We start from the raw sequence: 12736 nt of genomic DNA, 5'->3' as shown, positions 1-12736 counted from the left end.
TCATTGCGTGCCAATTTAGAACCTTATTTTACATGAAGTGTGATGCCCTCCATTTAAAAAAGATCGAGAACCTTAGATTTAGGGAGGTAAGATGAAGAGGGCTGTTACAACATAAACGATACCTGATCATGTCCCAGATCAGCAGTAAAGCGCAGTAAACTAAAATATCGCCAAAGTCGATGACGTCACTGGCACGCCAAAACAATAAAGATCGACTGAATATCATGGGATGTGTAAGTCAAGGAGAATAACAATGACGACGACCACGCGCCAAGCCACAAGACGGATGTCACTGCTGGATACTGCCTTTGTCAATGTAGAAACACGCGATACGCCGATGCATATCGGGGGCTTACAGATTTTTTCATTACCGCCAAACGCACCGCCAGATTTTGTTAAAAATATTGTTCGCCGCTTCCGCAATACTGCCAAGGTTGGTCGTCCTTTTAATATGAAACTGGAAAAGACGCTTTGGGCGCGGATTGCTCCGTCCATGATCGTGGTCGATGATGATCGCATCGACTTGTCTTACCACGTGCGTCATTCGGCACTCCCTGATCCGGGTGGTGAGCGTGAACTGGGTGAGTTGGTGTCACATCTACATAGTCAACTGCTTGATCGCTCCAGACCCCTATGGACTTGTCATGTGATTGAAGGGCTGCAAAATAATCGCTTTGCTATTTACTCCAAAATGCATCATGCCCTTGCCGATGGCATCAGTGCGATGCGACTCAGTGCCCGTGCGTTATCGACTGAACCTGATGGCGAGTGGTTTCCTGCATGGGAGCATCGCGAGCCGACGCATAAACGTAAACGGACTCATGATCAGGCGCGCACGGTCGCTGCAAAGCTGACCGCACGGGAGTGGCCACAGATTATGAAGCAGGCCTTTCAGCCCATGTTCAAGCGTGAGCCGGGGAGTGAGTCTGTACTACGACCTTTTGAAGCACCGCCTTCGATTTTGAATGGCGAGGTGACCTGCGCGCGTCGGGTTGCAACCCAGCAGCTCGATATGGAGCGGATGAAACGGGTTGCTAAAGCCGCTGGCGGGTCGCTGAATGACGTCTTTCTTGCGGTTTGTAGCTCTGCGCTAAGACGGCATCTGCAGAGTCAGAATGCCTTGCCCGATCGTTCCTTGATTGCTGGCGTGCCTGTCAGTTTGCGCGAGGCGGGGGATGACTCGATGAGTAATGCCATCGGCTTTTTATGGGCTGCGTTGGGGACGGAGCTGAGCGATCCTAAAGAACGTTTCGCTGCAATCCGTGCCTCCATGGAAGTCTCAAAAAATCACCTGAAAAGTTTGCCCCAGCAAGCGCGTATTGCATTTACCTTGCTGACCAGTATGCCCACAGCATTAGTACTGATGAGTGGGCTTGGTGCCAAGGTCAGGCCACCCATGAATCTCACGATTTCCAATGTGCCGGGCCCTGAGCATATTTTATATCTGAATGGTGCGAAGCTTGAGGCGACATTTCCGATTTCGATCCCTGTGCAAGGGCAGGCGCTCAACATCACGTGTGTTAGTTATGCAGGGCAGCTCAATGTTGGCTTTACCGGCAGCCGTGACAGTTTGCCCGGATTACAAAAAATGGCTGTCTATGCGGGAGAGGCTTTAACTGAGCTCGAAACGGTCTTTGGCGTCATCCCCGCGTGAATAGGGTGGTTGAGTTGGCATATATCGTTGCTGAATCATGTATTTTTCTGGCGTAGTTTGAATTAGACTGGTCTGTATAGGCGTTACGATTTGAACGCCACTTTTTATTTATCGCGCTGGGGCAGTCATGAGTCATCACCTGAAAGATTTTAACAATAAATTGGTTCTAGTCACTGGCGCGGGTTCAGGGATTGGTCGTGCTACTGCACTTAAGTTTGCGGATCTGGGTGCAAAGCTCGTGATCTGTGACCGCCACTTGGCAGCATTGGAAGAGACTGCTCAACTGCTTATTCAAAAAGACAATTATCCGGTTTTAGAGATTGCCGATGTGTCGGATTGGCAGGCGATGCAGTGGCTGGCCGATCGGGTTCATGCCCAGCACGGTGTGCTGGATGTGCTAGTGAATAATGCGGGTGTTGCGAGCTCTGGTGATTTTTTAAGTACGCCAATAGAAGATTGGCGCTGGTTGCTGGATATCAATGTCATGGGTGTCGTGCATGGTTGTAAGGCATTCGGGGCGAAGATGGCTGAGCGGAAATCTGGTCATATTGTGAATCTTGCTTCTATGGCAGGCTACTACGCCGCGCCTGAGATGGCGGCATATTCTGCCAGCAAGCATGCGGTTATGGGGCTCAGCGAGTCGTTACGTATCGAGTTTGCGGAGTATAACATCGGTGTCAGCGCTATCTGTCCCGGTGTAATTAATACCAACATTGTCAATGTCATGCGCGCGCATGGTGCTGCAGAGCAAGCCCAAGCAAAGATTGCCGATATCTATCGTAAGCGGAACTATGGTCCAGAACTGGTGGCAGAGGCGATTGTCGGCGCAATCATTCATAACCGCGCGGTTGTGCCGGTGAGTCCTGAAGCATGGGCGATGTATGCGGGCAAGCGTTTTACGCCATCACTCATTGATGTTGTGCAGCGCAGTAAGCCTTTTCGCAAACTGAAGGATTATGCGCAGAAGCATTGAGCGAATGTGAGGGTTTAAGTTTGTGAGGTAGGTTCACCTATTTCTGCTTGAGGTCTTTAGCGTTGAGTGCAGTGATGAAAAACTGGGTCTTCTTTGCTTTTATTTCTATGTTCTTTGCCGGCTTCACCTCGGTCATCGCTAAGCAGGGCTTGGTGGGGATTTCGGGTGAGCTTGGGCTCACCATTCGCACAGTGTTTGTGTCGGTGTTCGTCTTGGGCTTTGCATTATGCTTTGTCTCCAGTCAGGAGCTGGCTCAGGTCAATAGCAAGAATCTATTCTGGCTGGGTCTGTCTGGTATCACCACGACCTTGTCTTGGATCTACTACTACAAAGCTCTCAAACTCGGTGAAGTATCGACCATTGCACTGATCGATAAGGGCAGTGCGGTGGTGGCGATTCTGCTTGCGTGGTTGATCCTGCGGGAGGTGATCACCCTCCGTATGGTTGTTGGTGCAGCATGCATTGTACTGGGGCTGCTGATTATTTCTAAGAAGTAGAAACAAAATTCTATAAACAAATTATTCAATATAAACATGGATAATCAATAGACGTGGATTGGTATCATTCATCAAAATTGACAAGTTCCATTTTTGTACTTACTATGAATGTGTCTTGTGTAAACATTCTTCACTCAAACGATATACATCATAGATGGGTCAGTTGACCCCAAAGCCACGGAAATCTGCCATGACGACCTCAGCCAAAGTTCAACAAGGCGCCGCACATGTACCGCCTAATGCCACTGATCTATCCAGTGTTTGTATCCTCTGCTCGCATAACTGTGGGGTGAAGCTGGATATCGAAGACAATATCATCGTCAAAGTCAAAGCCGATAAAACCAATCCGACTACCAAAGGCTATATCTGTAATAAAGCCTTTGCGATCCCGAACAGCGTCCACCATAAGCAGCGTGTAGAACACCCACTCAAGAAAATGCCGGATGGTACGTTTGCACAAATTTCTTGGGATCAGGCGATCTCAGAAATTGCCGCCAAGCTGAACCATATTCGTCATACCTATGCCCCGCGCGCAGTCGCGGTAGCTGGCATAGGTGGGCAGGGTAACCACTCCAATGTGTTTGGCGCATTACCGCTGCTCTATGCCATTGGTTCCGGATCGTTCTTCAATGCGCTGGGTCAGGAGAAAATCCAACATCCGCTGGTCGATGGGCGTTTGTTTAAAGCCGGTCATGACCACTATCTGGCAGGGGATGAGCATAAGGCTGATTTTGTTTTGTACTTGGGCACCAATCCGCTGATTAGTAATCGCGGGGTGAATGCCACCGACACCATCAAAGAAATCGTTAAAGATCCGAACCGTCAGATTGCAGTGGTGGACCCACGTCTGACCGAAACAGCTCGCCGTTCGGACTTCCATCTCTGTATCAAACCCGCGCAAGATGTGTATTTGATGTTAGCGATTAATGCCATCATTGTGCAGGAAGAACTTTATGATCGCGACTTTATTGCCAAAAAAGTGAAAGGCTTCGAGCAAGTCGCGGCCATGCTGAAAAAAGTCGATCGTGAAGATATGGCACGACGTACTGAGCTTGCCATTGAAGATATCGAGGCGGTAGCACGCGCGTTTGCCGCGGCACCAACAGCGGCGATCTGTTATGACCTCGGTGTCGATCACGGCATCAATACCACGCTCAATAGCTACCTGATTCGGATGCTGTCTTTGATCACAGGGAATACCGGTGTACGCGGCGGTAATGTTTTCGTACAGCAGTTTGGTCCGAAGTTTCCCATTCTGCCGCGTCTGCAAAAGCCTCTGGAGTCCGACATCATTGCCTCGGCATTGATTGCACCGATGATGCAGTTTTCCCCTAATCTGATTCCCGAAGAGATCCTATCCTCACATCCGCATCGCATCCGAGCGTTGATCGTCGATGGTGCGAATCCACTGGTCAGTTATGTAGATACCAAACGTTTCCGCGAAGCGTTTGCCCAGCTTGATCTGCTGGTGGTGATAGAGCCGAATATGACTGAAACCGCACAGGCGGCGGATTATGTCTTGCCGACACCAGCCGGTTATGAAAAATGGGAAATGGCAGTATTTCCCAAAGATGTGATCTATGCCCAAGTCCGGCCACCTGTGGTGAGTGGTTCACCTGATGCATTGCCTGAGATCGAAATTTATCATCGTCTGGCACTTGCGATGGGCATCGTAAAACCTGCATCCAAGCTCATATATCGCCTGGCTGCAAAGGCTACCAACCCGCTTTATGCGCCAGCCTATTTGGCGGCGATAGGTGCGCTTTCATTCAAAGGCAAACTCAGCAAAGAAGGAGTACTTGCCACAGTCGGTCGCTTGTTCTTTACCTTGTATGAAACGCTCGGACCACAGCTTAAAAATCCATTGATGGCCTATGTCTGGTTGCTTTCAATGGGTTATGCACTAACGCGTCGTAAGCAGTTTGATTTACAGTTCCCTGAGTTTAAGTCGATCAAAAATCCCTTTGCTATCGGTCAAAAAGTCTTTGATCTGATCAATGAACATCCGGAAGGGGTGGTTTTGGGTCTGATGGATGAAGCGCGTAATTTTGAGGATTTCTGTCATTACTTCGATAAGAAAGCACGCTTATATCAGGCGGACTTCATTGCTGACTTAGAAGTGCTCATGGGGCAGGAAGATGCAGTCACGGATTATCCTTTTGTGTTGGATGCAGGCATGCGTACGGGGTGGACCGCCAATACCATCGTGCGCGATCCGTCATGGCGTAAAGGGCGAGATATCCACTATGCGATGCTCATTCATCCTGAGGATGCCGAGCTGGTGGGTGTTGCTTCCGGCGATATGGTCAAACTAACCACCAAGCGCGGCGAAGTGACCGTACCAGTGAAAGTCGATACCAGCACACGGAAAGGACATCTACATTTGCCCAATATCTTTGATATGCAGTATCCAGACCCTGTTACCGGTAAACCAACGCGTACTGGTGTGACGTTAAATGAGCTGTCCGATGTCAATGATCGCGATAAATACACCGCGATCCCTGCATTAAAATACGTGCGCTGTCAGTTGACAGCTGTGGCTAAGGTTGCTGTGGATGCCATGCCAGCAGAAGAGGAGGCTGTGGTTTAGCATTCATTTCAATGCCCAGCCACTGCCGTAGTTCTTGATAAACCCGCACATCGTCCAAGATAGCGATGTGATGGATATCATTCAACAGTACGCGCTTAAGTTTCGGCGCGTGCAAACGATCCCCTTGGGCATCCTGTGCCAGCGCACTGGATACAGGCACGATGCCATCCCCAATCCAGTTGTCGGTATGGGCCGCACTCCAAGCGGTGGCGAGTAGTAAGTGATTGACGCCTTCGACTAAGGGCGGCATGTTTTGATCAGCGGTGATATGTGCGCCGCGCAGGTCTTTGATACCGCGACTGCGAATGTCGCCCAAGCGCATAAAAGGACGCGTGTAGGGTGTAATGCCCAAAATATTATTCAGTTTATTGCCCACAACTTCCCACGGCGCCCCCAGGTGCGGTGAGCCTAGATAGGCGGCATGGCTCAGGCGATTGAGCCAACGATGCTGATGTGTCTCTGCCCAATGGCTGGCACTGCGAATGAGCAAGCCCCCCATGCTATGTCCAATCAGCCAGAGCGGTTGACCGTGATCGGCAAAGTACTGCTCAAGCAACTCGGCAAGTGCCTGCCCATTGACATGGATCGCGCGTCCGGTGTTGTAGCGAAGCCATGCGACGCGATAGCCTGCGGCTTCTAATTCTTGATAAAACACTTGATGATGCGCAGATTGCTGCCATTCCAGATCGTTATGGCAGAGACCGTGCAGAAACAACACATGCCCCTTTTCCGAAGGCGATGCCCACTCTGCGGCATCCATAAGCCTGCCGCGCTCGCCACGCAAGGTCAGTGTAAGCGCAAAAGGGCTGGCCCATGCTTCAAGTTTGTCGCCGCATACACCATTCAATGCGGCTTGGCTGCGTAAGGTTGGTAGTTGATTAAACTCGGTTTGCTGGGTGGTGAGCAGATGACTAAAGCGGGCCAGCAGCGCAAAGCTACTGGCTACTATGCGATATGCCAATGGTGCACGGCGCGGATTGGCACGATGGGTCTGGTTCAATGGCGCAGGCATGTCGGTGATGGTGCTATGCACTTCTGCCGCAAGGTGGGTGACTTCTTGCGCGCTACGCATGGCAAGATGCAGCACGGCACCTGCAATATTGAGTGCGCCGCGATACGGATTGGGTGATTGTTGTTCTTGGGGAATCAGTGCCGGTGCATTCATGATGATATCTTTTAGTGAACACTTGTACACCAATTTAGGCTGAGCCATGCACAATGTCAATGCCTTTTTAATGCAGCTGACAAAGCACATTGCTCGCTACACTTCTAAGCACTACTCGGTAATGCTTGAGTTCCAGAATGCATGTTTGACATAGGGCTTGTCCACCAGCCGTGCGGTAATCTGATCCAGCGTTTGCGACTCTGCCGAGGTGGACAGCAGGGTTGCAGTGATTTCCACATCGTCTTCATTAAATGACTCGACATCGATATGCGCGAGGGGATACTCGGCATGGTCCAGTAAGTGTTCAACTGTAATCATGGCAAAACGCTGTTCCTCGTTCGCCACGATCACATGCAATTGATAGGTCACTTCACTGGATTGATCATTGATCGGTTTACGGTTAATCGAGTTCACGACGGGACGCAGTAACGTGTTGGCAGCCAGTACAAACACAGCAATCAATACGGCGTGGTCGATCAGATGTGCCCCAGCACAGGCACCCACGGCCGCAGAGCCCCATAGGGTTGCCGCGGTATTTAAACCGCGCACATTAAGCCCTTCTTTCATAATGGTTCCCGCACCTAAAAAACCGACACCCGAGACGACATAGGCCGTTACTTGGGCTGCGCCGATATTGCCATTGAGATGCATGGCAAGATCGACAAAGGATGCCGCAGCAACCGCGACCAGTGTATTGGTGCGTAAGCCAGCGGTACGTTGTCGATATTGCCGCTCATAGCCAATTAGCGAACCCAAGATAAAGGCTGCCGTCAGGCAGATAAAGGAATCCAAAGTATCGGTGAGGTTCACCAGTTGCCAGCTATGCATATGCAGGTCTCCTAAATGTGAAGAGGGGGAAACTTGTATTAACCGATGGCCAGCATGATCATTTTGAAGATGAGCATGCCTGCTGCGACCACGAGATAACTCCGTAGTACGATCATCCAGATTCGGCTCAGTAAACTGATTTTTGCGGGCGACAGTTCATGCAGCGGTGGCATACGCCATGTTTCCTGCAGGACTTTGCTGTAGGTGAATTTTGTTGCAGGTGACACGCCTTTTATACGCTCATAGCTTTTCACGCTGATGACAGAAAGCAGTGTGGCGCTGCTGCCAATCACCAGAATCCACACGATCTGAGACCCAGTGATCGCTGGAAACAACACCGATGCCGTCAAAATTATCGAAAGCATAACCAGCACCGCCACAACTGCACCAGAGAAGAGATTGATTGCGTGCGAGTTGACCCATGGTCCGAGCACTGCGCGGTCATTGCAGAGCAGCAAGAGAAAAACAGTGGCACTGGGCAGCAGCACCCCTGCTAGGGTTTGCACGAGATTGGTGAGTAAGCCGAGCGGCACATGTGGGGTCAATACCAAAGTCGCAGCGATGGCGATCAAACCGCAGAACACCGCATAGAAGCCTTTGGCATCGCTGGCCTTGCGATGCAAGGAATGTTTGATCGACAGGACATCTCCTAGGGCATAGGCTGTAGAGAGTGAGACCGCTGCGGCACCGATAATGCTGGCATCAATTAGGGCGATGGCAAAGAGCACGCCAGGTAGATGCCCCACGTATTTTTCAATGCCGTGTGCAACAGCACCTGCGTCAACAAAGTTGCCAAACTCTGGCGTACCCGCAAAGGTCTGTGCACAAAACGCCATCATTGCCACTGCGCCAATGATCACGATGATGATGCCGAGCCACAGGTCGATACGGGCGTATTTGATATAGCGTGGGGTAATGCGTTTGTCGATCAGATAGCTTTGTTGAAAGAACAATTGCCATGGCGCAATGGTGGTACCGACTATGGCGATGATGAGCAGCATTACTTCGCTAAGCTTGCTATGAGCAGGCATGGCAGGGGTGACAAAATCATGAGCAATCTGACTCATTGGTGGATGAACCATAAGCAAGACAGGGATCAGCAGCAAGCTGCCCAGCACCAAAAACATGGCAAAGCGCTCAAATCGGCGAAAACTGCCTGTAGTTGCTGCCAGCATGATGATGATGGCGGCGGCGATGAGGCCTGCAACTTTAGGTACGCCGAGATAATCCAGACCCAGACTGATGCCGATAAACTCCGTCACGATCGTCAAGGCATTGAGGATGAATAGGTCAACGACGCTAAATGCGCCCCAGAACTTGCCGAAGCGTTCAAAGATCAGGCGTGCATGACCCACGCCAGTGACAGCACCAAGGCGCAACACCATTTCCTGATTGATATATAGAACGGGGATCAGGAGCAGCAGGGTCCAGAGCAGTGTGGTGCCGTAGTTCTGACCGGCTTGGGTATAGGTGCCGAATGCCCCGGCGTCATTATCGCCAACCATCACGATCAGGCCGGGACCGATGATGGCCAGCAGTGTGGTGAGTCGGCCTTTCCAACCGAGTTTGTGGTTTGGGTGATGTGCTCGGATGGAACCGAAGGCACCGTGGATATCACCGACATGGGCGTTATCCAGCACCGCGCCATGATCGACTGGGGTCATTTTTAAAGGGGTATTGGTAGACATGGTACTCTCCGCGATTGCTAGAGAGCCCTACGTCAATGCTTGCTCATACAGCCTTATCGTGTGCAGAAGACATCACGGCACGGTTCGCAGATCAGTTCGATCTGCAAGAAATTAAGGTTGAATGCTGCCCGCAATTTTGGTGGTCAAACCAAAACAGTGACGACTCAAGATGATGTAGGAGGTACAACAGACGATTTATGGCTAGACATCAGCACATCAATCATGGAATGAACCACCATCTGCCCGCGGCAAGATAGTGGCAAGAGGAATCCTGCGTGATCTTACCGGGTCAGTGCCAAAGTCTTTGGCTACACCAACACGACGAACAAGTATCCACGTAGGACTCCTATGTAATGAAAACAAGCGGACTATATGCCTCGTTTTTTGGAGTGTCAAGCAAAAAACTGTTGTTTTACCCTATAGTGGGGGGGAGTATGTTAAGGTGACAAAAGATCTTTATATTTCGATATCATTTGGTCATCTAAGTGTATTTAAGATTACTTGAGAAACGGTAAAAGAGATCACCCAATATCGCGAAGCCTAATTCGTAAGATTCAATAAGGAGTCATCATGTCGCATGCTCATCACGAAGTTCACTATAGCAATCGCACGGGCTGGCTGCGCGCGTCGGTCTTGGGGGCGAATGATGGCATTCTGTCCGTAGCGAGCCTTGTGATTGGTGTGGCAGCCAGTGGTGCTGCGCCTTCTGTGGTGTTGCTTACGGGTATTGCGGGTCTGGTCTCTGGTGCGTTGTCTATGGCGGCTGGGGAGTATGTTTCAGTTCAGTCGCAAGCCGATACGGAACAAGCCGATCTTGTCAAAGAGCAAGCTGAACTCAAGCGTAATCCGCAATTTGAGCTAAAAGAGCTGACTCAGATTTATGTTGAGCGTGGCTTAACCCCCACGCTTGCCCATGAGGTTGCGGTGCAACTGACGGAAAAGAACGCTTTAGAGGCACATGCTCGGGATGAGATTGGACTCTCCGAAACGCTGGCCGCGCAGCCGATTCATGCGGCGATGGCGTCAGCGCTGTCATTCACTGTAGGTGCGATTTTTCCCATTGTGGCTGCATGGTTGAGCCCAGCGCATATCGCAGCCCTAGTTGTTGGCATTGTGAGTACGTTGGCGCTGATGATCTCAGGGGGATTATCCAGTTATGCTGGCGGCGTACCACTGTATAAAGGGATTGTTCGCGTGACCATCGGCGGGATTTTGGCTATGCTGGTCACGGCTTGGATTGGTTCATTGTTCGGGACACATGTTTAAAACTAGTAGTAATTCAGTGACACTCCTTTGCACATAATCTACATGGTGTGCACAAGGATCGCTTTATTCATCCGTTTTTAAATCTCGATCTGACTGCCGATCTCCACAACGCGATTAGGCGGAATCTGGAAGTAGTCGCTGATAGCAGAGGTGTTACGCGTCATTGAGATAAATAGCTTTTCACGCCAAGGCGCCATGCCAGAACCCACGGTATGCAGGATGCGTTCGCGAGAGATAAAAAAGCTGATCTGCATAAAATCACAGGGCAGGCGCAGCAAGGCGAGACCTTGCTCTAGCGCATGCGGCACATTGAGGCTCTCTTTAAAGCCATAGCACGCTACCAAACGATAAAAGTGATCATCAATCTGCTCCACGCGTACTCGCGATTCGACATCAACATAGGGCACGTCTTCTGCGACCACGGTGAGTAGAATATTTTTTTCATGCAAGACTTTGTTATGTTTTAAGTTATGCATCAGGGCGTTGGGCACAATATTTTGATTGGTGGTGAGAAATACCGCCGTACCCGAGACCTTAAAGGCATGCTTAGATACGCTTTGGATAAAGATGTCGAGCGGCGGAGAGCCTGCTTTTAACTTCTCTAGAACAAGTGTTCGGCCCCGCTTCCAGGTCATCATGATGGTAAAGGCGATGACGCCAACAGACAGCGGGAACCAGCCACCATCGGTAATCTTAAGCATGTTGGACGTCAGGAACAGTAGGTCTGGGACTAAGAATGGAATCGCAACCAACAGCATTTTGGGCAAAGACCAGTTCCATGCGTAATACATGAGACAGGCCACCAGCAGCGTGTCACAAAACAGGGTGATCGTGACGGCTATGCCATAAGCTGATGCCAGACTTGCGCTGGACTTAAACATGGCCACTAGAATCACGATCAGGATGAGCAGTAGCCAATTCAATACAGGGATATAAATCTGCCCAATCTCCGATTCGGAGGTATGCAGGATCGTCATGCGTGGTAAATAGCCCAGTTGCATCGCCTGTCTGATCATCGAAAAGACGCCCGAAATGACAGCCTGTGAGGCAATTACGGTAGCGATGGTGGCCAGTACAATCATCGGGTACATCAGCATTTTTGGTACCAGCAGATAAAACGGATTTTCAATTGCCGCTGGGTTCTGTAGCACCAGTACGCCTTCCCCAGCATAATTTAAAACGAGGCAAGGGAGAACGACAATAAACCATGCCCACTGAATGGGTCTGCGACCAAAGTGCCCCATATCGGCATAGAGTGCTTCAGCACCCGTGATGGTCAGAACGATTGCCCCCATAGTGATAAAGGCAGTCATGGGGTGGATAACAAAAAAATGGATAGCCCAGTACGGATTGACCAGTGCGAGAATAGCCGGATGCTCAATAACTTTATTGAGTCCAATCAAACCAATGGTGATAAACCACAACAGCATGATCGGCCCAAAATAGCGCCCCACGGCGGCTGTTCCTCTGCGCTGAATCATAAACAATGCGATCAATACGCTGATGGTGATGGGGAGAATATAAGGCGTGAAAACGGAGGTCCCAACTGATAAACCTTCAACTGCCGACAACACCGAGATTGCAGGGGTAATGATTCCATCACCAAAAAACAATGCCGCACCAAAGAGCCCCAATGCGATCAGGATGTTACGCATTTTTGGACCGAATTTAGGATTGTGTAGATTAAGCGCCAGCAGAGCCATGATGCCACCTTCGCCTTTGTTGTCCGCCCGCATAATGATGATGGCAAACTTCAAGGACACGACAATCATGAGTGACCAGAAGATCAGAGACAGAATCCCAAGTACATTGGCATGATCGATCGGTATGCCGCCATCGCTATGAAAGCAGGTCGTCAAAGCGTATAGCGGACTGGTGCCGATATCGCCAAAAACGACGCCTAGAGCGCCGAGCGCCATCATGGATGTATGCGGTGATTTTATGGTGGATTCGGTCATGATGTTGACTACCCAAACGTCATCGTTGATGAAATAAAATTATTGTCGCCGCTGGCATTTTTTCTGATGTTATCGCTGGATCATAGCAGGATCAGATACGCTAACCATACGCCATCT

Annotated in this window: 9 protein-coding genes; 5 read left to right on the top strand and 4 right to left on the bottom strand. The window is 50.2% G+C overall.

Annotation, left to right across the window (positions count from 1 at the left end):
* The first annotated feature begins 253 nt into the window (after positions 1 to 253).
* From HYN46_RS15485 to HYN46_RS15470, 4 genes are all read left to right on the top strand, one after another.
* Positions 254 to 1654 carry a WS/DGAT/MGAT family O-acyltransferase gene (locus HYN46_RS15485; protein WP_114900224.1) on the top strand — a complete coding sequence of 467 codons (1401 nt, stop codon included), beginning with the start codon at positions 254 to 256 and terminating at the stop codon, positions 1652 to 1654.
* A gap of 127 nt (positions 1655 to 1781) precedes the next feature.
* Complete coding sequence (locus HYN46_RS15480) at positions 1782 to 2627, top strand: SDR family NAD(P)-dependent oxidoreductase (RefSeq protein ID WP_114900223.1); 846 nt, start codon at positions 1782 to 1784, stop codon at positions 2625 to 2627.
* A gap of 74 nt (positions 2628 to 2701) precedes the next feature.
* On the top strand, positions 2702 to 3124 hold the full coding sequence (locus HYN46_RS15475; RefSeq protein WP_114900222.1) for an EamA family transporter: 423 nt from the start codon (positions 2702 to 2704) through the stop codon (positions 3122 to 3124).
* Between the two features lie 190 nt (positions 3125 to 3314).
* Positions 3315 to 5714, top strand: a complete 2400-nt coding sequence (locus tag HYN46_RS15470) for a molybdopterin-dependent oxidoreductase (protein WP_162818261.1) — start codon at positions 3315 to 3317, stop codon at positions 5712 to 5714.
* Here HYN46_RS15470 and HYN46_RS15465 read toward each other — a convergent pair.
* The 3 genes from HYN46_RS15465 to HYN46_RS15455 form a co-directional block, all read right to left on the bottom strand.
* Positions 5665 to 6879: an esterase/lipase family protein gene (locus HYN46_RS15465; RefSeq protein ID WP_162818260.1), complete on the bottom strand. Its 1215-nt coding sequence runs from the start codon at positions 6877 to 6879 to the stop codon at positions 5665 to 5667. The two genes, HYN46_RS15470 and HYN46_RS15465, sit on opposite strands and share 50 nt — an antisense overlap.
* A 111-nt stretch (positions 6880 to 6990) precedes the next feature.
* A complete protein-coding gene (locus HYN46_RS15460; protein WP_114900219.1) occupies positions 6991 to 7707 on the bottom strand; it encodes an MgtC/SapB family protein in 717 nt (238 codons plus the stop codon).
* A 38-nt stretch (positions 7708 to 7745) separates the two neighbouring features.
* Entirely contained in the window at positions 7746 to 9395 is a 1650-nt protein-coding gene (locus tag HYN46_RS15455) for an NRAMP family divalent metal transporter (RefSeq protein WP_210009249.1), read from the bottom strand.
* A gap of 570 nt (positions 9396 to 9965) precedes the next feature.
* Here HYN46_RS15455 and HYN46_RS15450 point away from each other — a divergent pair.
* Positions 9966 to 10661 carry a VIT1/CCC1 transporter family protein gene (locus HYN46_RS15450; protein WP_114900218.1) on the top strand — a complete coding sequence of 232 codons (696 nt, stop codon included), beginning with the start codon at positions 9966 to 9968 and terminating at the stop codon, positions 10659 to 10661.
* A 77-nt stretch (positions 10662 to 10738) separates the two neighbouring features.
* On the opposite strand, the gene HYN46_RS15445 is transcribed toward HYN46_RS15450, so the two are convergent.
* Positions 10739 to 12619, bottom strand: a complete 1881-nt coding sequence (locus HYN46_RS15445; RefSeq protein ID WP_114900217.1) for a potassium transporter Kup — start codon at positions 12617 to 12619, stop codon at positions 10739 to 10741.
* Between the last annotated feature and the right edge of the window lie 117 nt (positions 12620 to 12736).

The organism is Aquirhabdus parva, from assembly GCF_003351745.1.
Classification (GTDB): domain Bacteria; phylum Pseudomonadota; class Gammaproteobacteria; order Pseudomonadales; family Moraxellaceae; genus Aquirhabdus; species Aquirhabdus parva.
This window is presented reverse-complemented; position numbering and strand designations above follow the sequence as displayed.

What these genes read in the sequence shown, in the direction of transcription:
- HYN46_RS15470 (WP_162818261.1), top strand. Translation starts at nt 3,315, where the DNA reads ATGACGACCTCAGCCAAAGTTCAACAAGGCGCCGCACATGTACCGCCT.
- HYN46_RS15455 (WP_210009249.1), bottom strand. Translation starts at nt 9,395, where the DNA reads ATGTCTACCAATACCCCTTTAAAAATGACCCCAGTCGATCATGGCGCG.
- HYN46_RS15460 (WP_114900219.1), bottom strand. Translation starts at nt 7,707, where the DNA reads ATGCATAGCTGGCAACTGGTGAACCTCACCGATACTTTGGATTCCTTT.
- HYN46_RS15475 (WP_114900222.1), top strand. Translation starts at nt 2,702, where the DNA reads ATGAAAAACTGGGTCTTCTTTGCTTTTATTTCTATGTTCTTTGCCGGC.
- HYN46_RS15445 (WP_114900217.1), bottom strand. Translation starts at nt 12,619, where the DNA reads ATGACCGAATCCACCATAAAATCACCGCATACATCCATGATGGCGCTC.
- HYN46_RS15465 (WP_162818260.1), bottom strand. Translation starts at nt 6,879, where the DNA reads ATGAATGCACCGGCACTGATTCCCCAAGAACAACAATCACCCAATCCG.
- HYN46_RS15480 (WP_114900223.1), top strand. Translation starts at nt 1,782, where the DNA reads ATGAGTCATCACCTGAAAGATTTTAACAATAAATTGGTTCTAGTCACT.
- HYN46_RS15485 (WP_114900224.1), top strand. Translation starts at nt 254, where the DNA reads ATGACGACGACCACGCGCCAAGCCACAAGACGGATGTCACTGCTGGAT.
- HYN46_RS15450 (WP_114900218.1), top strand. Translation starts at nt 9,966, where the DNA reads ATGTCGCATGCTCATCACGAAGTTCACTATAGCAATCGCACGGGCTGG.